Consider the following 19,366-nt stretch of genomic DNA (forward strand, 5'->3'; position numbering starts at 1 on the left):
TCGAATTGGCCTAGCAGTTCGCCCGCGCAACCGCCGCTGGACCGCATGCCCCGTCTTCTGACCTACAACGTCCACCGCTGCGTCGGCACCGACAAACGCCTCGACGTGGCCCGCATTGTCGGCGTGATCGACGAGCATGATCCGGACATCGTCTGCCTTCAGGAACTCGACGTCGGCCGCGCCCGGACCGGCCATGTCGATCAGGCCGAGGCCATCGCCGCTGGTCTGGACATGCGTTTCCACTTCAACGCCGCCATGCTGATCGAGGCCGAGGAATATGGCGACGCCCTGCTGACCCGCCGGCCCGAGCGGCTGATCCGCAAGGGCGCCTTGCCGACCATCCGGGGCATACCGGGGCTGGAGCCGCGCGGCGCCGTCTGGGCCGCCATCGACTTCGACGGCGTCGAGGTCAATGTGATCAACACCCATCTGGGCCTCGTCCCGCGCGAGCAGAGGCTTCAGGCGGCGGCCTTGATGGGCAAGGACTGGCTGGGCCACCCCGACTGCAAGGGACCGACGATACTGACCGGGGACTTCAACGCCACCTCGATCACCCGCCCCTATCAGACGCTGTGCCGCAACGGCTTCGACGACTGCCAGCGCAAGCTGGGCCTGAAGCAGACGGTGAAGACCTTCCCTTCGGCCTTCCCGGCGATCCGCATCGACCACGCCTTCGTCAGCCCGCACATCCGCATCACGGGGGTCAAGGCGCCCTTCTCGCCCCTCGCGCGCGTGGCCTCGGACCACCTGCCGCTGGTCATCGACTTCGAGATCGACGCCTAGTTCTCGTCGGGACGGTCGCCCAGCCGGCTGAAATTCCCGCCTGCGATCCGCTGCGACGGATTCCGGCGCTTCCACGGCCGCCAGGCGTTGTCCGAGGACGAGGGATCGCCCAGCTGCCACTCCGCGATGAACCGCTCGATCCGCGAGGGCGGCGTCGCGCCCAGCAGCTCCATCCGCCCGGTGTCAAAGGTCTGGATCGCCTTTCCGGTCGAGCCCAGCACCGCCTCGGCAGCCGCGAAATCCTTGGGCGAGACCCCGATGAAATGGCCGATGCTGCGGTGGCGGAAGGCGCGGATGGCGTCGCGGCCCGCCTGATCCACCGGCTCGGCGGCGATGTCGCACTCGGTGTCCAGCCCCATCGACCGGTTGTTCAGATTGGTCGAGCCGATACGCAGCAACCGGTCGTCGATGATCGAGACCTTGGCGTGGACGATGATCCGCTCACCCTCCGCCGTATGCGGGGCGAAGGCGTGGAAGCGGTCGTATTTGTCGGCGGCCTCCAGCCGGAAAAGGACCTCGGACCGGGCCGTGTCCATGGTCATCTTGTCGAACCAGCTGGGGCTGTTGCCGGTCGAGACCACCACCACCTCGGGCCCGTTTTCCTCCGACAGCCTCTGCGCCAGGCAGGCGGCAATGGCCGGCGAGGTGAAATACTGGTTCTCCAGATAGATCAGCCTCCTGGCCTTCTGAATCGATTCCAGATGCAGGGCTTCGTTCTCGCGCACCTCGCCGCGCCCGCCCCATTTCGGCTCGCTGCGGGCGATGCCGACCGGGACGTCGGTCATGGTGACCTTGACGCCGTCGGGCCAGGGATCGCTGTCGACCTCGTCGGGGACGGTCCGCTCCCAGGTAGCGCGGAACCAGCGTTCACGCGCGAGATCGCCCAGAGCCCGGGCCGCGGCCCCGTCCATCACCGCCATGGTCTCGTGACGCGGCGCGCTGATCAGACCCGACGGCATGCACCGGCGCGGGTCAAGATCGAGATGCTCGGGCGAATCCCAGCGGTCCACCGAGACGTCGCCCCCGCCGCAGAAGGCGATCTTATCGTCGATGACCACCACCTTCTGGTGATGGCAGGCCCCGATCGGTCCTGGGGAGTCGAGCCGGAATTCGACCATCCGCTTGCGGAACCAACGCTGCGCCTTGTGCGGATAGAAGCCCTGCGAGGCCGCGATCAGCAGCGGCGACTTCCAGATCAGCAACCGCACGTCCAGCTCGGGCCTGGAACGCACCAGCATCCGCAGCTGGTGTCCGATTTCGGCCTGACGGTCGCCGGCCCGGCTCTGAGGATCCAGCCGGGTGCGGGGGTCGAACTGCCATCCCAGCAGGACGATCGACCGCTGCGCCTTGGAGATCGCCGAGGCCAGGGCGTCGAAATAGGTCTCGTTCTCCATCAGGATCGCGAACCGGTCGGCCTTCTCCACGCGCCAAACGGTCCGGCCGGCGGCCAGCAGACTGTCGGGAGAGGTGTCGTCCGTAGCGACCATTCGTCCTGTCTGAAGGATTCGCGTGACAGCGTCGTTGCGGCCAGGCGTCCCGCTGTAAGGCAACGCCTGTGTCTTCCGTTCCACGCTCGCCGGTGATTGGTCAATGCCGACCCGCGTTCACCTTGTCTGAACACGGTTTTGGGAGCATAGAGGCGTCGCTGGTTTTGAACGCGAGAGACGGGAGGGTGAGGTGCAGGCTCTGATCGATCTGATCGCCGGTTTCATCGCCCTTCTGGCCGCCGCCGCCCTGTCGCAGTTCGGCGTCGATCTGCACCGCCCCAGCGCCCCGGAACGTGAAGTCCACCGCGTCGTCGATTGCCCGCAGGCTCCGGCCCAGAGCAGCACGATCGCCTCTCCGTCCGAACACTGCTGAATCACGGGTCTATGAGACGACTCGTCTTTGCGGACGCGTCGTGAGCCGTTAGGGTTGCGTGGCCTGTTGCGCCGCGCCCGGCCCCAGGTCGCCAGACCGAGACCTACGCCTGATGAAATCCCGCCAACGGCCGCCGCTCAATCTCCCCGAACCCGCGATCGAGGACCCCGCGACGACGCCCGGCGAACCCGCGATCGAGGCTGAGGCGCAAGCCGACGATCAGACCGGGATGCAGGATGAGGCCCTCTTCGCCGAAGAGGTCCCGGTCGAGGCCGAGGCTCCGCTGGTGATCGACCGCCCCATCTCCGAACGTCGCCGCCGTCGCCTGCTGGAAGAGCAGCGCCAGGCCGAGCTGCGCGCCGCCGCCCGCGCCGAGACCCTGGCAGCCCGCGCCCGCGTCGCCGAAGACTCCCTGCCGCCCCTGCCCGACTTCGCCCTCCCTGAAGAGGCTGAAGCCCCCGACGCCGTCGTCACCCCCGACTTCGCGCCCGCGCCCTTCGCCGAGAGCGCGGAAGCCCCGCCAGCGACCGTCGCCAGTCCGCCCGCGCCGCGCGCTGAGACCGACGCCGAGACCCCGACGACCGCGGCGACCATGACGCGCCTGTTCGAGGCCGCGCCCTCGGGCCGCTACGCCTATCTGCTGGCCGGGGTCGCCTCGGCCCTGTGGATCGGCGGCGTAGCCTCCTGGGCCGCCTTCGAGGTGGGTTCGGGCGCGGCGGCGCTCGATCCCCTGCGTCTGGCCCTCTACGCCCTGATCGCCCTGGCCCCGGCCGGTCTGGCCGTCATGCTGGCCCACGCCGTGCGCCAGGGCGCTGGCCTGGCCGCCGAGACCCGCCGCGCGCGCGGCCTGGCCGAGGCCCTTGTGGCGCCCACCGCCCTCGCCGCCCAGCAGACCGGTCAGGTCCTGCTGACCCTGCGCAACGACATCGATCAGGCGGCTCTGGCCGCCGAGCGCGCCCGCAACGACATGGCCCTGTTGCGGGAGGTGCTCGTGCAGGAAACCAACCGCCTGAACGAGGCCGCCGAGACCGCCGGCAGGACCGCGCGCCGCCTGTCCGAACAGCTGGGCCGCGAGCGTGAGGGCATGCAGACCCTCGGCCTGCAGCTCGACACCCAGTCCGCCGGGGTGCTGGACGCGGTCGAGCGCCAGTCGCGCATGATCGTCGACGCCTCCGACCTGGCCCAGACCCAGCTGCGCGAGGCCGAGGCCGCCCTCGCCGCCCGCGCCGCCGACCTGGCCGCCGCCGCCGGTGAGGCCCAGGACGCCGCCCGTCTGGCCGCCGACGACCTGGCCCGCCAGACCCTGCGTCTCGAGAACACCGGCGCCGGCGTCGCCGAACAGATCCAGTCGGTCGAGGAAGGCCTCGGCCAGCAGCGCGCCGCCCTGGTCACCGCCGCCTACGCCCTGCGCACCGATCAGGAGGACTTTTCCGCCCAGGTCGAGAGCCAGCGCGCCCAGCTGACCGAACAGCTCGACGCCGCTCGCACCGCCCACGGCGACCTCGGCGAGACCTCGGTCAAATCGGCCGAGTCGATCAAGGATCTGGTCGAGGCCGCTACCGACCAGTTCCGCGCCCTCATCGACATGTCCCAGCGCGAGGCCGACGGTTTCGACGCCGCCACCAAGGTCTCGCTGGACCGGTTCGAAGCGCTCGCCGCCGAGGCGCGCGACACCCTGGTCGAGGAAACCCGCCGGGCCCTGGCCGCTCTTACTGCGACCGCGGAGGACAGCCGCATCGCCGCCGCCGACGCCGCCGCCCAGGCCCAGATCCGCGCCGACCGGCTCGGCGAGGCCCTGTTCGACGCCGCCCAGAAGGCCGACAACGCCGCCGACAGCCGTATCGAGGGCGCCCGCCGCATCGTCAATGAAACCGCCGCGATGGTCGATCAGGCCGGCGTCAATGCGATCGAGAAGCTCGAACGCACCATGGACCGGATGATCAAGGCCCTCGGCGAAGTCGACGCCACGATAACCGATCTTGACGAGCGGGCCGCGCGCCTGCCCGAGGAGGCCCGCGCCCGCGCCGAGGACGTCCGCGCCACGGTCGAAGAAGGTCTGGCCGCCTTGGCCGCCGCCTCGCGCAAGGCCGCCGAGGACACCGAAGCTCTCGACGTCGGCTTCCAGGAGCGTGTCCGCCGCAACTACGACATGCTGACTGAGGCCGTCCGCCTGATGGGCGTGGTCTCGGGCGAGCCGTCGAGTTCGCGCCGCCGCGAGCCCGCCCCCGCGCCGGAGGCACGCCCTTCGGCGGCGGACGACCGCGGCTTCGGCCTGCGCGGCCGCCTGCGTCTGGAGCCGACGGAAGAGGCCACGCGCCGCCAGCCCCCGCCGCCTTCTCAGGCGCCCGCCCTCGACTGGGCCGATCTGGTCAATGACGGCGCCAGCCCGCCGCCCTCCGAGCCGATGGACCTCGACCAGCCGATCATGCCGTCGGACGCCGACGCCATGTCGGACCGGATCACCGCCGCCATCCGCCGCATGGGTGTCGACCCCAACGCCCTCCTGCCCCGCTCGCGCGTGGAAGAGGCAGCCGAGGCCTTCGCCGGGCGCGATCCCGACCGGGCGCGCCAGATCGTCCGCCGCGTCGCCCCGGCCGCCGTCCGCAGCGTCTCGCGCCGGGTGATGAGCGATCCCGAGTTGAAGTCCGACGCCGAACGCTATGTCCGGGCCTATGCGCAGAAGCTGGCCGGCGCCGCCCGTTCCGGCGATGCGCCGGGCGTGCTGTCCTCGCTCGCGACCGATGCGGGCCGGGCCTTCATGCTGCTGGACGCCGCCGTCGGCGACCTCGGCTAAGGTTCGCGCGACAGGGGAAGACTGGCGTTATTAAGGGAAGTGTGTCCGAAATCCGGCGCATTACACTTGACGACATACCCCTGATGGCGACACCTGAGGCCTGCCTGTCACGTCACTGTCACACATGCCAAGCAGGACCCATGCTCGACCTCCACGCAGAGAAACAGCCCGACCGCAGGCCGGCGATCGTGATCTGCGCCTGGGATCCGGACGAGGCCGGCTGGGACCCGGTCGAGGACCTGTCGGGCCAGCCCTGGAATCCGACTGGCGCCCGCACCGTCGCCATTCCGGCCGAAGATCCCGAACAACTGGTCGCGACCCTGAGCCACAGCCTGCGCGATCCCTCGTGCCGCGCCATCCTGCTGGTCGGCCGCACGCACAAGACGGGCGGCTTCCGCGTCCAGATGCGGGCCGAGAACCGCGCCTTGGGCGCCGACGGCGCGAAACTGACCCACACCGGCCCGGCCATGGCTCGCGCCACTGCGCCCGTCGCCGACATCGTCCGGGCCCTGAACGCCGCGGGCCTGAACGCCGACGCCAGTTCCGACGGCGAGCATGATGTGGGCAGTTTCCTGCTCTACAGCATCCTGACCGCCCTGCCCGATGACGCTGACGTCCCGGCCATCGGCCTGCTGCGCGCGCCGATGGATATCCCGGACGAGACGGTGCAAAAGGGCGTCAAGGCCGCCGCCGCCGCCATGGCCCGCAGCCTCGCCCCCCTGCCCAGAGCTCGCCCGAACTAAGCTCGCCTCAGCCAGGCCTTAGCCGACGCCCCAGGCTGAACGCCGCCACGCACCCGACCGCGGCCATCGCCGTCATGGCGAGATAGCCCTTCACCCCGAAGGCGTCGTACAGCGGCCCCGCCGCCAGGGTCGCCAGCCCGATCAGAACCCCGGCCGACAGCACCGAACTCAGGGTCTGGGCCACCGTCTGGCTGCCCGGCGGGCTCAGCCGCTCGACCAACTGGACGCCAGCCAGATAGGTCGCGGCGAAGCTCAGGGCGTGCAGGGTCTGCAGGGGCCACAGCAGCCACAGCGGCGGCGCAAAGGCCAGGGCCGTCCAGCGGAGCATCGCCGCCCCCGCGCCCACTGCAAGCACCGTCAGCGGCCCGATCCCCGCCTTGCGCCGCCACGGCTCGCCCCACCACATGAAGCCGATCTCGACCACGACCGACGCGGCCCACAGCAGGCCGGTCATGTTCTCGGGGATGCCCTGCGCCTTCCAGGCGATGGCCGAGAAGCCGTAGTAGAAGGCATGGGCCGCCTGGACGCAGCCGACGGCGAAGATGGCGGTCATGAAGGTCCGGTTCCGGAGCAACAGCCCCATACCCGCGAAACGGGCCCACCCCTTCGGCGACTCCGCCTCCCCGACCAGCGTGTCGGCGACGGGTTCGGCCGGCAGGACCCAGCGCGCGCAGACGGCCATGGCGATCCCCGCGCCGACGCACCAGACCAGCACCACATCGACCGGCGCCTTCACCAGCAGCGCGCCCATCAGCACATTGGCCCCGACGAAAGACGCCGAGCCGAACCCTCTGGGGACCGAGAAGGTGAAGCCCGCCCGCCTGGCCAGCCTCAGGGTCATGACGTCGCTCAGCGGAATGATCGACCCGAACGCCGTCGCCGCCACGAACCACAGCGGCGCCCACAGCCAGAAGCCCTCGACCAGCCCCGTCGCGGCATAGGCGGCGGCCGAGATCAGGGCCAGGAAGGCGATGGCCGTCCTGCGATACCGAAAACCGTCGGCCCACAGGGCGATCGCCGGGCCGGTGACCAGCCGCCCCAACATCGGCGCGGCGAACAGGGCGCCGATCTCGGCCCCGTCCAGCCCATGGGCGTGGAACCACAGCCCCGCGAACGGGAGGCTGACCCCGTTGGCCCCGAACAGCAGCACATACTGAAGCCCCATCCGCCAAGCGGAGCCAGCAGGGGGTGGCGGCAAAGACTCAGAGGCGGAATTCATGCGCCCCGATAGCAGACGTCGGGCCGCCTGTGGTCTAGCGTGGGTTCATGACATTGAATCGCAACCTCGTCGTCTACGCCGCCTTCAATGGGGCCATGGCCGTGCTGGTCGGCGCCTTCGCCGCCCACGGCGCCGGCCCGGCGGTCAAGACCCTGCTCACCACCGGCGCCCACTACCAGCTAGTCCACGCCGTCCTGGCCGTCGCCTGCGCGATATGGGGCGAAAAGCTCGCCGTCATCGGCGGCTGGCTGGCTGCGACCGGCGGTCTGGTCTTCTGCCTGGCGTTGGCCTTCATCGCCCTGCTCAGCATGAAGGCCATGGGCGCGGTCGCCCCGATCGGCGGTGTTCTGATGATTGCGGGTTGGCTTTTGCTCGCCTTTGCCGCATTGCGGAAGACGTCTTCCAACGCCTGAAATCGTAGAACCGAAAGCGTTTTTCTCCCGATGGCCTTCACGATCCCCGACGCTCCCCGACGCGACCTCTATCCGGAGATCGAGCCCTTCGCCTCGGGCTGGATGAGCACGGGGACCGAGCACGAAATCTATTACGAGGAATGCGGCAACCCGCAGGGCAAGCCGGTCGTCGTCCTGCACGGCGGCCCCGGCGGGGCGGTCAATCCGGGCATGCGCCGCTACTTCGACCCGGCCAAATACCGCATCGTCCTGTTCGACCAGCGCGGCTGCGGCAAGTCGCGCCCCAACGCCTCGCTCGAGGACAACACCACCTGGACCCTGATCGAGGACATCGAGCGCCTGCGCGAACGCTGCGGCATCGAGAAGTGGTCGGTGTTCGGCGGCTCCTGGGGCTCCACCCTGTCGATGGCCTATGCCATCACTCATCCGGAACGGGTCGAAAGCCTGATCCTGCGCGGCATCTTCCTGCTGACGAAGAAGGAGCTGCACTGGTTCTACCAGGACGGCGCCTCGATGATCTTCCCGGATGCCTGGGAGCGGTTCGTGGCCCCCATTCCGGAGGCCGAGCGCGGCGACCTGATGAGCGCCTATTACAAACGCCTCACCGGCGACGACAAGGCCGAGCGCGAGGCCTGCGCCGTCGCCTGGTCCAGCTGGGAGGGCGAGACCGTCAGCGTCGAGGGCCCCTCGGCCCGCCCGGACAAGTTCGCCGAACCCGACTTCGCGCTCGCCTTCGCCCGCATCGAATGCTGGTACTTCGTCAACGGCGGCTTCTTCCCGTCGGAGAACTGGCTGATCGAGAACATCGGCCGCATCCGCCACATCCCCTGCTGGATCGCCCAGGGCCGCTTCGACGTGGTCACTCCGATCTCGGGCGCCTGGTCCCTGCACCGCGCCTGGCCCGAGGCGAAGCTGGACATCGTCCCCGACGCCGGCCACGCCTCGTCCGAGCCCGGCATCATCGACAGCCTGATCCGCGCGACCGACTGGGCCTCGACGCTCTAGGGATTGTTTGATGGCCAAGCTGAAGGTCTTCACCTGGGCCGACGGCTTCCACGCCTTCACGGTCGCCGCGTCGTCGCGTCCCAAGGCCCTGGCCGCCTGGGGCATCGAACGTGACATCTTCAAGGACGGACTGGCGTCGGAAATCACCTCCGGCCCGGACCATGACGCCGCGCTCGAGGCGCCCGGAGAGGTCATCCAGCGCGGTCTGGCGATCGACGTCGGCAAGATCAGCAAGGCCGCCAAGCCCCTGACGAAACCCGTCTCCAGCAAGGCGCGAGAAGCCGTGAAGGCGCTGGAAGCCGATCTTGAAATCCTCGACCGCGATCAAACCGCCGAAGTCGCGGCGCTCGACCAGCGGCGCGCCGCCCTCGACGCCGAGGCGAAGGCTCTGGCGGCGTCCCAGGACAACGTGCGCAAGGCGCTGCTGGCCAAACTCAAGGCCGCCCGCGCGAAGCTCTAGATCAGATCAGCCCGTGCCCCTTGGGCAGTTCGGCGTAGCGGTGAACCCGCGTGGCCATGACCAGGCCGAAGCCGATCATCACCGTCAGCATCACCGTACCGCCATAGGACAGCAGCGGCATGGGCACGCCCACGACCGGCGCCAGACCCATCACCATCGCCCCGTTGATCAGAACATAGAGGGCAAAGGTCGAGGTCACCCCCGCCGTCGCCATCCGCCCGAAATGGCTGTGCGACAGTGAGGCGATGCGCAGGGCGATCAGGATGATGCCGGCATAGCAAAGCAGCAGGGTGATCGAGCCGACGAAGCCGAACTCCTCCGACACCGCCGCGAAGATGAAGTCGGTCTGTTTCTCGGGCAGGAATTCCAGCTGGCTCTGGCTGCCCAGGCCGAACCCCTTGCCCAGCAAGCCGCCGGAGCCGAGCGCGATCTTGGACTGGACGATGTGATAGCCGTTGCCGCTGGGATCGCCCTCGGGGTTGAGGAAGGTCAGGATCCGGTTGCGCTGATAATCGTGCATCCCGAACATGATGTAGGGCACCACCCCCGCCACCGCCGCCGCGGCCGCCGCGGCGATCACCTTCCAGTCCAGACCGGCCATGAACATCATCGCAGCACCCGTCAGGCCGATCAGCATGGCCGTGCCGAGGTCAGGCTGGTGCGCGACAAGCAGGAAGGGGACGCCGATGATCCCGACCGGGAAGATCAGCTTCCAGCTGAATTTCGCGTCTTGGGCCGAGGCCCCGTGGTACCAGCGCGCCAAGGCCAGAACGACGCCGATCTTCATGATCTCGGACGGCTGGATCCGGGTGAAACCGAGGTTCAGCCAGCGCGTGGCGCCCATGGCCGTATAGCCCAGTCCCGGCACCTCGATCAGCATCAGCAACACCAGGGCCACGCCGTAGACGATGTAGGAGGCGCCGAACCAGATCCTCAGATTGACCATCGACAGGGCCAGCAGCACCACCAGAAGGCCGAAGAACCGGATCAAATGCTTGGCGGCCCAGGGCTCCCACGAACCGCCGGCGACCGAGAACAGCATGGCGCCGCCCGCGCCGGCGACGACGCACAGCAGGGCGATGAAACGCCAGTCGATCTCGCCGAACTTGGTCGAGATCCGGTCGCGTTCGCCGGGACGGGTCAGGGCGGAAGCGGTCATTGCGGAGCCTGATAGGGACGCGGGCCGGACGGCGTGGGGGTTGGCGCGGCAGGCGCAGCGTCCGGCACGACGGCGCCTTCGACAATCTCGTCGGGCGCGGCGCCGAAATTGGGATCCTCCGTCACGGGGCCGGTGGGCTCAGGCGGCGGCGGCCGGGTGATGCGCTCGCGCATCTCCGGATCCTTGAGCAGGACCGTGCGCATGACCTCGCGGGCGCGCGGCGCGCCGGCCGTGGCCCCACCCTTGCCCCCATGCTCGACGATCACCACCACGGCGTAGCGCGGCGCGTCCACGGGCGCGAAGGCGATGAACAGGTTGTGGTCCTTCTCGGACCAGACGTTCGACTTGCGCGTGCCCGAACCATAGTTGCGGGTCTGGGCCGTACCGGTCTTGCCCGCCATCTGGATGTCGCCCAGCCCCAGCTGGGACTGCCGATAGGCGGTGCCGGAGGTGTCGTTGGCCACCGCGATCATGCCTTGGCGCACGATCTCGATATGGGCGGGGTCGAACGGCAGGTCCGGCACCTCGGCGCCCGAGGGCCGCTCCTCGCCGCCCACAGACTTGATCAGACGCGGCAGGATGGCCTTCTTCCCGTTGGCCAGGCGCGACGTATAGACGGCCAACTGCAGGGCGTTGACCAGCACCGCCCCCTGGCCAATCGCCACCGAGGTCGTCTCGCCGGGATGCCAGACGGGGTCGCGCTTGAAGGTGCGCCGCTTCCACTCGGTCGACGGCAGCAGGCCCTTTCGCTGGTTGTCGACGCCGATGTCGAACTCGTGCTCGAAGCCCATCTTCAGGCCCGTGTCGCGGATCAGATCGACGCCGGCCCGGTTGCAAAGAGTGTAGAAATAGACGTCGCAGGAGTTCTTGATCGCATTGTGCATGTCCTGCGGGCCGTGACGGCCCCAGCAGCGCTGGATGCGATTGCCGTTGCGGAACGCCCCGGTGCAGTTGATGCGGATCGATGGATCCACCCCGGCGCGCAACAGGGCCAGGGCGGTGTTGGGCTTGAAGGTCGAGCCCGGCGGGAAGTTGCCGTTGATAGTCTTGTCCAGCAACGGCTTGCGCTCATAGTCGGCCAGTGCGCGATAGATGCGCGAAGGCACACCGCCGACGAACAGATTCGGATCGAACGACGGCGCCGAAGTCATGCACAGGATGTCGCCGTTGCGCACGTCCATCACGACGCAGGCCCCGCTTTCCTCGCCGAAGACTTCCAGCGCACGATTCTGGACGTCGGCGTCCAGGGTCAGGACCACATCTTCGCCGTTGATCGCGGGCTTGGAGCCGCCGACGTCGGTGGCCACGACCCGGCCGTGGGCGTCGACCTCGACACGGGTGCCGCCGGCCTCGCCGCGAAGATCGGCGTCCAGCGCCTTCTCGATGCCAGACCGGCCGATACGGAAGCCGGGGTTGTAGAGGATCTCGGGCGGGGTCTCCCCGCGCTTCTTCATCGCCTCGATGTCGCGATCGGTGACCTTGGCCACATAGCCGATGACGTGGGCGAAGGACCCGCCGTACGGATAGAAGCGCGCCTCGTTCATGTCGGCCATCACGCCCGGCAGCTCGGGGGCGTACAGATTGACCTTGGCGAACTCTTCCCAGCTCAGGTCGCTCTTGACCGGCACGGGGGACGAGGGCCGCGCGGCGTTGACGTCACGGATGATCGCCCGACGGCGATCCACCGTGTCGGGCAGCAGCCGACCCAGCAGGTCCAGCGTCTGGTCCAGGTCCTTGGTCTCGTCACGCACGACCAGGACGCGGAAGCTCGGCCGGTTGCCGGCGATGACCACGCCGTTGCGGTCCAGGATGCGTCCGCGCGGCGGCGGCACCAGACGGAAGTTGAACTGGTTGTTGGTCGCGAGGGTCGCGTATTCCTTGGCCTGAACGACCTGCAGCTGGCCCAGCCGCGCACCCAGGGCGCCGATGCCCAGCGCCGTCAGCCCGCCGACGATGAACGTCCGCCGCAGGAACGAGCCCTGCCGCTCATTGACGTCCGAAAAGAAGATTGAGGGTTCGCTGCTCATCGGAAACGGGTGTCGCCGTCATCGAAGCGCTGGATCATCCAGTTGGCGACGGGGAACAGAAGCAAGGTCGGGATCATCTGGCCCAGCAGCGCCAGGATGCTCGGCGCGTTCATGGCGTCCAGACTGACGATCAGATAGGTCAGGAAGAAGGCCAGCAGGGTGCAGCAGCCGTACCAGACGAACAGCACCTGGGTCTCCTGCCCCGCCAGCAGATTGCGCGACAGCAGCACCACCCCATATACGGCCAGCAGGCTCAGCGGCCAGACGCCCAGCATCCCGCCCCACAACAGGTCGACGAACAGGCCGACGAGGAACAGGGCGACGGGGGCGATCATCGACGGCCGCACCAGAGGCCAGGCGAAGGCCAGCATCATCGGCAGGACGGGCTCGGGCAGTTTCAGCCCGAACAGCTCCACCGGCGTGGCCAACACGACGGTGGCGGCGAGGACGGCCAACGAGGGGTAGAGGATCCACTCCACAGGGCCGACGACACGGACCGCGGCGTGCCGTTTCACAGCGCGCCTCCCGGCGTCGTCGGCGGCGGAATGGTCGCGGGCGGCGGGGGGGCGGCAGCAGGCCTCGGAGCCGCAGGACGCGGCGCGGCCGGGGCGGCTGCGGCGGGCGCCTCGGCGGCGCGGCGGGCGCGCTCGGCGGCGGCCGTAGCGGCGGCGGCGCGGCGGGCGGTGGCGTCGCCGATGGCGGCCGTCTGGGCCGCATCGGGAGCAGGGGCGGTGCCCAGACCGGCCAAGGGCGCGGCGTTCAGCGATTCAGGGTTCACAAGCTGGCCGAAGTCCTGGAACAGGAGCACCCGCACGAAGTCGATGGCGCCCCGGTCGCTGAACAGCTTGACCCGCCAGGAGCCGTCGATGCCCTTTGCCGCGACCCCGATCGGCACGCCGCGCGGGAAGCCGCCGCCGTCGCCGGAGCTGAGCACCCGGTCCCCGGCCTGAAGCGAACCGACGCCACGGATATACTCCAGACGCGGATTGCCGCTGCCGTCGCCGGTCAGCATGGCGCGGGCGTCGGTGCGGTCGATCAGCACGGGCGTGCGGCTGGCGACGTCGGTCAGCAACAGCATCCGGCTGATGCCGCCGGTGGTGCCGACGACCCGGCCGACCAGGCCATGTTCGTTGATGACGGGGTTGCCGATTTGGACGCCCTTGGCGGAACCGGCGTCGATCAGGCGGGCGTTGACGAACGGGCCTCGCGCGTCGGAGACGGAGCGCGCCGTGACCATGGCCACCGGCGGTTCGGTGCGCAGGCCCAGCATCGCCTCATAGCGGGCGTTGACGTTCTTCAGGGCGATGGCCTGGTCGCGCCACGGCTGCAGTTCGGCGACCTCCGCCTTCAGACGCCGGTTCTCGGAGACGGCGAAGAAATAGCCCTTCACCCCGTCCGACAGGGCGCCGGCCCAGCGCACGGGCGCCGCCAGAACGCCGCTGACCGGCCCCAGAACAGCGTCGAAGCCTGCCCGCACGGGGGTGTAGTTGTCGTGATCGCGCACATCGCGCCGATCGCTGACAATCAGGAACAGCGATACCACCACGGCAAGGACGACCGCGGCCGCGGCGGTCCACGCCAGCGGCACCTTGATGTTCTCGAACGGTCCGTCGCGAAACGCCACGGCAGCCTTTCCGGTAAGGGTGGAATCAGCGGGACGCCCCCCGCCGACATCGCAGCCTATTGCAAAATACAGGCCGCTTGGAAACCGGTGAAACACCGGAGCGGCGGGGATTTGCGGCTACGCTCGCCGCCTTCCCCGCCTGTGTCGTCCCGAAAGCCCTAGAGAGCCGAGTCGAGGACGCCCTTCATCCAGCGCGGGTGTTCCAGAACGCGGCCGCACCCGATGGCCACGCATGACAGCGGATCGTCGGCGACCGAGACCGGCAGGCCCGTGTGGTCGCGGATTTCCGCGTCCAGGCCGCGCAGCAGGGCGCCGCCGCCCGTCAGCATGATGCCCTTGTCGGCGATGTCGGCGGCCAGTTCCGGCGGCGTCGCTTCCAGGGCCACCTTCACGGCGTCGATGATCTGAGAGACCGGCTCGGCCAGGGCTTCGGCGGCCTGGCGCTCCGAGATGCGGACCTCGCGCGGCACGCCCTGCATCAGGTCGCGGCCCTTGACCTCGATCGACAGGCCTTCGCCGTCGGCCGGGATACGGGCGGTGCCGATGTCCTTCTTGATGCGCTCGGCGGTCGTTTCGCCGATCAGCAGATTATGGTTACGGCGCATGTAGCTGATGATCGAGTCGTCCATCTTGTCGCCGCCGACGCGGACCGACTTGGAATAGACGATGCCCGACAGCGACAGGACGGCGACCTCGGTCGTGCCGCCGCCGATGTCGACGACCATCGAACCGGTCGGCTCGTGGATCGGCAGGCCGGCGCCGATCGCGGCGGCCATCGGCTCGTCGATCAGGCCTACGCGGCGGGCCGAGGCGTTCAGGCAGCTGTCGTTGATCGCGCGGCGCTCGACGGCGGTGGCGCCCGACGGCACGCAGACGATGATCTTCGGGTTCACGAATCCGCGGCGGTTATGAACCTTGCGGATGAAGTGCTTGATCATTTCCTCGGCGACTTCGAAGTCGGCGATGACCCCGTCGCGCATCGGACGGATGGCTTCCATATGGCCCGGGGTGCGGCCCAGCATCTGCTTGGCCTCGATGCCCACGGCATGGACGATCTTGCGGCCGCCGACGTTGCGCAGCGCCACAACCGAGGGCTCGTTCAGGACAATGCCCTTGCCCTTCATATAGATAAGGGTGTTGGCGGTGCCCAGATCCATCGCGATGTCGTTGGAGATCGCGCCGAAGAGGTGTGAAAACATGGGGGTCGGTTACCGTCTTGGTTCGGGCCTGGAGGGCGTTCTTATGTTCTGCCGGCCCTGGCGACGCCCCGCCGCGCGCATCCCCATACGCGCAACATACTGATCGTCTTTCGCCTGACCGGCTGGAGCGTCGTTTGCCCTTATGAGAAGGCGATTACAAGTCCTGATCCCCCCTCAGGCGAGAGTATCGATCACGTCCCGGTTACGGCTGCGCTTGGCTTCCAGCGGCGCCGTAGAGGCCTCGCCCCTCCCCGACCCGCGTTACGCCCCGGACAGCTGAAACCGTATACGGACGACAGGCCGTGTGCGGACCGTTTTCAATCCCCGCGCGCGGCCTCGCGGCGCTTCACGATCTCGCGCACGACCAGCATCAGCCCCAGCCAGACGACGGCCACTCCGGCCAGGATCAGCGAGGTCCAGACCCCGTCTCCGCTGACCGCCGTCATGAAGGATCCACCGAAGAAGGCGACCAGTGCGGTCTTTGGAAGCACCCCCAGGGCGCAGCCGCCCAGGAAGCCCCAGAAGTTCGCCCGCGCCGCCCCGAAGGCCATGTTCACGACGATGAAGGGCGCCGACGGCACATTGCGGATCATGAAGCTGGCATAGAAGGCGTTCTGGCCGACGAACCGGGTCATTCGCCCCATCGTCTTGCCGCCGAACCGCTCGACGAACCGCGCCGTGGGTCCGCGCCCCAACCAGTAGGTCGCCGCCGCCGAGGCCACCGTCGCGATCCAGCTGTAGGCGAAGCCGAACCAGGGCCCGAAGGCGACCACGCAGGCCGCGATCAGGATGAACTGGGGCACACCCAGAAAGGCCGACAGGGTGAACAGCAGGATCGCCGCGAACAGACCCCACGGCCCGCTGCGGAACCCGGTCAGCCACTCTTCCAGCCGCGCCTCCGCGCCTTCAGCCCCGTGCCCGAGCCCCAGCGACGACTTCCCGACCGCGAACAGGGCCACGATCACCGCGAACAGCAGCAGCGTCGCCAGCAAGGCGCGCCAGCGCTTGCCTTCCATGTTCAGGAAAAAATCGAGGATCGTCCGCATCATCGGGCGGGAATAGCACTGCAGGACGCTTTTCCGCGAGCGCCACGGTTTTCAGCGTCACATCATCTGCGTAAAGAAGCCCGCCGCCTCCTCCTTACCGGCTACGGGATCCTCTCATGTCCACCCTCCAGTCCGCCGCCCTGGCCCGCGTCAAGCCGTCCGCCACCATCGCGGTCAGCGCCAAAGCCCGCGCTCTCGCCGCCGCCGGTCGCGACATCATCGGCCTGGGCGCCGGCGAGCCCGACTTCGACACCCCGGACAACATCAAGGCCGCGGCCATCGTCGCCATCCACAACGGCGAGACCAAATACACCGACGCCGACGGCATGCCCGCGCTCAAGAAGGCCATCTGCGCCAAGTTCGCGCGCGAGAACGGCCTGACCTACGATGTCAGCCAGATCCACGTCGCCCCGGGCGGCAAGCCGGTCATCTTCAACGCCCTGGTCGCGACCCTGAACCCGGGCGACGAAGTCATCGTCCCGGCCCCCTACTGGGTCTCCTATCCCGACATGACCCTGCTGGCCGGGGGCGAGCCCGTCTTCGTGACCGGCGAGGAAGTCGACGGCTTCAAGCTGCGTCCCGAGGTGCTGGAGGCCGCGATCACGCCCAAGACCAAGTGGCTGATCCTCAACTCCCCGTCCAACCCGACCGGCGCCGCCTACACCCGCGCCGAACTGCAAGCCCTCGCGGACGTCCTGCTGCGTCATCCTCAGGTCTGGATCCTGACGGACGACATGTATGAGCACCTGACCTTCGGCGACTTCGAATACACGACCATCGCCCAGGTCGAGCCGAAGCTCTACGACCGCACCCTGACCGTGAACGGGGTGTCCAAGGCCTATGCCATGACCGGCTGGCGCATCGGTTACGCCGGTGGGCCCAAGGCCCTGATCGACCTGATGCGCAAGGTCGCCAGCCAGACGACCTCCAACCCGACCTCGATCAGCCAGTTCGCCGCCGTCGAGGCCCTGAACGGCACCCAGGAGTTCCTGGCGCCGCGCAAGGAAGCCTTCGAGAAGCGCCGCGATCTGGTCGTCTCGATGCTGAACCAGGCTTCGGGCATCACCTGCCTGACGCCCGAGGGCGCCTTCTACGTCTACCCCTCGATCGCGGGCCTGATCGGCAAGACGACCCCGTCGGGCGTGACCATCACCGACGATGAGGTCTTCACCTCCGAGTTGCTGGAGGCCGAGGGCGTGGCGGTGGTTCAGGGCGCGGCCTTCGGCCTCAGCCCCTATTTCCGCATCAGCTACGCCACCTCAGAAGCCATTCTCGAGGAAGCCTGCAGCCGGATTCAGCGTTTCGCGGCCAGCCTCAGCTGATTTTACGCCACAAAATCGGCCCCGCTTGCGTTCATCCTGAACGGGATTAGCTTCGTTTCTTACACGGGGCGATTCAAAGACCCCGTTGGGAGGCTGAAATGGTCCACGAGGATCGCCCTGGCCGTCACGCGTTCTCGCCTGCGGGCGTCGTGGGACTGCTGCTGGCAGGAATGGTTTGCGGTGTCTTCTGGCGCGAGATCGCTCACGCCGTCCTCAGGCTGACCTGAGGCGTCAAATCTCGTTCAGCGGTTTGCCGGCAATGTGATTGTTGGTGTCGCTGATCGGTCCAGAAAGGACATGCACCAGCGCAACGCCCGCTCGCTGTTGTCCGTGCGTTGGGTTGTGTCCCGCGTCAAACGACACGCCCCTCCCCCTGCGCCTTCGGACGCGGCCTCAGCGTAGATCACCAGGACTCGTTCGGGCGCTTCGCCTTCCCGATGCGCCATGACGAGCGGCCCGACAACGGTGCGCGAAATCTCTGCCGCATCGCCTTCCTGGCTAAGCAACTGTTTGACCTGAGCGGCGCGGTCGTCCGGCTTCAGCGGGAACAGTTCAGCCGCAACCCCGTCGCCGGGTTCAAGCGTCATAGTGAAAAGAGGGGTCGGCCTTGCAGTCGACTGGAGCAGGGCCAGAGCCAGGGCGAGGAGCACTGCCATGGTTCTCGCGTTTCCCTACGCCGCCCGGCTGACGGCGAAGTCCGCCAGCTGATCCAGCGCATCGCGCCAGTCGCTCTGCGGCAGCACGCGCAGGGCCGCCTTGGCGGCGTCGGCGTAGTCGCCTGCCGTGTCCAGCGTCGCCGTTACCGAGCCCGTGCCGATGATCAATTCGCGCGCCCGGCGGAAGTCGTCCTCGGTGCGCTCACCTTTGGTGATGGTGCGGTCCCAGAAGGCGTCCTCGCGCCCCTTGGTCTTGGCCATGGCCAGCAGCAGCGGCAGGGTCACCTTGCCTTCGCGGAAATCGTCGCCCGCGTTCTTGCCTAGAGCCTCGCTCGAGCCGCCGTAGTCGAGGGCGTCGTCGGCCAGCTGGAAGGCCAGGCCCAGGTTCAGCCCATAGGACCGCAGGGCCGCCACGGCCGCGTCGTCGGCGCCCGCGCCCACCGCCCCGGCCTCGGCCGCCGCGGCGAACAATTCGGCGGTCTTGGCCGAGACGATCTGCAGATAGGTGTCGCGGTCCAGATTCAGGTCGTGCGCGCGCGTCAGTTGCAACACCTCGCCGGCCGCGATCACGCTGGACGCCCGCGCCAGAATGCCGAGAGCCCGCATCTGGCCGGTCTCGACCATCAGCTCGAACGCCCGGGCGAACAGGAAGTCGCCGACCAGCACACTCGTCGCCGAGCCCCAGATCAGATGGGCCGCGACCTTGCCACGCCGACGCTCGGACCCGTCGACCACGTCGTCATGCAGCAGGGTGGCGGTGTGGATGAACTCGACCGAGGCGGCCAGCTTCAGCGGATGCTCGATCGATCCACCCGCCGCACGCGCGGCGGCGACCGTGATCAGGGGCCGCATCCGCTTGCCGCCCGCCGCCACGATATGTTCTGCCAGCAGCGGAATCACCGGCACGTCGGACTGCATCCGGTCGATGATCAGGGCGTCGACGGCGGCCATATCGGCCTGGGCCAGGCGCGCCAGGGCCTCGACGTCGCCCGTCGGCCGGGCGCCGCGCCCGTCAGAGGGCCGGTCGGTTGTCAGGGTGACGGCGTCCACGCGAAA

18 protein-coding genes are annotated in these 19,366 nt (G+C 68.6%); 8 read left to right on the forward strand and 10 right to left on the reverse strand.

The genetic code is table 11. From position 1 onward, the window contains the following. Positions 1-45 precede the first annotated feature (45 nt). The gene (locus IFJ75_RS09155) at positions 46-783 is read left to right on the forward strand and encodes an endonuclease/exonuclease/phosphatase family protein (protein WP_207932261.1); all 738 of its coding nucleotides are present in this window, start codon (positions 46-48) and stop codon (positions 781-783) included. Here IFJ75_RS09155 and IFJ75_RS09160 read toward each other — a convergent pair. Then, complete coding sequence (locus IFJ75_RS09160) at positions 780-2,270, reverse strand: phospholipase D-like domain-containing protein (RefSeq protein ID WP_225897064.1); 1,491 nt, start codon at positions 2,268-2,270, stop codon at positions 780-782. The two genes, IFJ75_RS09155 and IFJ75_RS09160, sit on opposite strands and share 4 nt — an antisense overlap. Before the next feature lie 190 nt (positions 2,271-2,460). Here IFJ75_RS09160 and IFJ75_RS09165 point away from each other — a divergent pair, with 190 nt between their 5' ends. The 3 genes from IFJ75_RS09165 (at position 2,461) to IFJ75_RS09175 (ending at position 6,180) form a co-directional block, all read left to right on the forward strand. Next, positions 2,461-2,643 (forward strand): hypothetical protein, encoded by a 183-nt coding sequence (locus tag IFJ75_RS09165; protein WP_207932262.1) that lies wholly within the window; start codon positions 2,461-2,463, stop codon positions 2,641-2,643. A gap of 112 nt (positions 2,644-2,755) precedes the next feature. Next, positions 2,756-5,437 (forward strand): coiled-coil domain-containing protein, encoded by a 2,682-nt coding sequence (locus IFJ75_RS09170; RefSeq protein WP_207932263.1) that lies wholly within the window; start codon positions 2,756-2,758, stop codon positions 5,435-5,437. A 140-nt stretch (positions 5,438-5,577) separates the two neighbouring features. Further along, positions 5,578-6,180 (forward strand): hypothetical protein, encoded by a 603-nt coding sequence (locus tag IFJ75_RS09175; protein WP_207932264.1) that lies wholly within the window; start codon positions 5,578-5,580, stop codon positions 6,178-6,180. Between the two features lie 7 nt (positions 6,181-6,187). Here IFJ75_RS09175 and IFJ75_RS09180 read toward each other — a convergent pair whose 3' ends face one another. After that, positions 6,188-7,345, reverse strand: coding sequence for an MFS transporter (locus IFJ75_RS09180; protein ID WP_263973037.1), 1,158 nt, complete (start codon positions 7,343-7,345; stop codon positions 6,188-6,190). 101 nt (positions 7,346-7,446) lie between these two features. On the opposite strand from IFJ75_RS09180, the gene IFJ75_RS09185 reads away from it, so the two are divergent. Genes IFJ75_RS09185 through IFJ75_RS09195 form a run of 3 tightly spaced genes read left to right on the forward strand, consistent with a single transcriptional unit; the run spans position 7,447 to position 9,277 of the window. After that, a complete protein-coding gene (locus IFJ75_RS09185; protein ID WP_207932266.1) occupies positions 7,447-7,812 on the forward strand; it encodes a DUF423 domain-containing protein in 366 nt (121 codons plus the stop codon). Between the two features lie 30 nt (positions 7,813-7,842). Beyond that, on the forward strand, positions 7,843-8,817 hold the full coding sequence (pip, locus tag IFJ75_RS09190; RefSeq protein ID WP_207932267.1) for a prolyl aminopeptidase: 975 nt from the start codon (positions 7,843-7,845) through the stop codon (positions 8,815-8,817). A gap of 10 nt (positions 8,818-8,827) precedes the next feature. Next, positions 8,828-9,277: a hypothetical protein gene (locus tag IFJ75_RS09195; protein WP_207932268.1), complete on the forward strand. Its 450-nt coding sequence runs from the start codon at positions 8,828-8,830 to the stop codon at positions 9,275-9,277. A gap of 1 nt (position 9,278) precedes the next feature. Here the strand turns inward: IFJ75_RS09195 and rodA are convergent, their stop codons facing one another. The 6 genes from rodA to IFJ75_RS09225 form a co-directional block, all read right to left on the reverse strand. Beyond that, complete coding sequence (rodA, locus tag IFJ75_RS09200) at positions 9,279-10,436, reverse strand: rod shape-determining protein RodA (RefSeq protein ID WP_207932269.1); 1,158 nt, start codon at positions 10,434-10,436, stop codon at positions 9,279-9,281. Then, the gene (gene mrdA / locus IFJ75_RS09205; RefSeq protein WP_207932270.1) at positions 10,433-12,463 is read right to left on the reverse strand and encodes a penicillin-binding protein 2; all 2,031 of its coding nucleotides are present in this window, start codon (positions 12,461-12,463) and stop codon (positions 10,433-10,435) included. The genes rodA and mrdA overlap by 4 nt, the downstream gene beginning before the upstream one ends. Further along, positions 12,460-12,978: a hypothetical protein gene (locus IFJ75_RS09210; RefSeq protein WP_207932271.1), complete on the reverse strand. Its 519-nt coding sequence runs from the start codon at positions 12,976-12,978 to the stop codon at positions 12,460-12,462. The genes mrdA and IFJ75_RS09210 overlap by 4 nt, the downstream gene beginning before the upstream one ends. Continuing rightward, positions 12,975-14,087: a rod shape-determining protein MreC gene (gene mreC, locus IFJ75_RS09215; RefSeq protein ID WP_207932272.1), complete on the reverse strand. Its 1,113-nt coding sequence runs from the start codon at positions 14,085-14,087 to the stop codon at positions 12,975-12,977. The genes IFJ75_RS09210 and mreC overlap by 4 nt, the downstream gene beginning before the upstream one ends. A gap of 158 nt (positions 14,088-14,245) precedes the next feature. After that, positions 14,246-15,286 carry a rod shape-determining protein gene (locus IFJ75_RS09220; protein WP_207932273.1) on the reverse strand — a complete coding sequence of 347 codons (1,041 nt, stop codon included), beginning with the start codon at positions 15,284-15,286 and terminating at the stop codon, positions 14,246-14,248. Between the two features lie 317 nt (positions 15,287-15,603). Continuing rightward, a complete protein-coding gene (locus tag IFJ75_RS09225; RefSeq protein WP_225897065.1) occupies positions 15,604-16,335 on the reverse strand; it encodes a TVP38/TMEM64 family protein in 732 nt (243 codons plus the stop codon). A 113-nt stretch (positions 16,336-16,448) separates the two neighbouring features. Between IFJ75_RS09225 and IFJ75_RS09230 the strand changes: the two genes are divergently transcribed. Next, entirely contained in the window at positions 16,449-17,654 is a 1,206-nt protein-coding gene (locus IFJ75_RS09230; RefSeq protein WP_207932274.1) for a pyridoxal phosphate-dependent aminotransferase, read from the forward strand. Between the two features lie 242 nt (positions 17,655-17,896). Here the strand turns inward: IFJ75_RS09230 and IFJ75_RS09235 are convergent, their stop codons facing one another. After that, entirely contained in the window at positions 17,897-18,310 is a 414-nt protein-coding gene (locus tag IFJ75_RS09235) for a hypothetical protein (protein ID WP_207932275.1), read from the reverse strand. Positions 18,311-18,325: 15 nt separating this feature from the next. Beyond that, entirely contained in the window at positions 18,326-19,360 is a 1,035-nt protein-coding gene (locus tag IFJ75_RS09240; protein WP_404822086.1) for a polyprenyl synthetase family protein, read from the reverse strand. Positions 19,361-19,366 lie beyond the last annotated feature (6 nt).

This window comes from Brevundimonas goettingensis, from assembly GCF_017487405.1.
GTDB lineage: Bacteria > Pseudomonadota > Alphaproteobacteria > Caulobacterales > Caulobacteraceae > Brevundimonas > Brevundimonas goettingensis.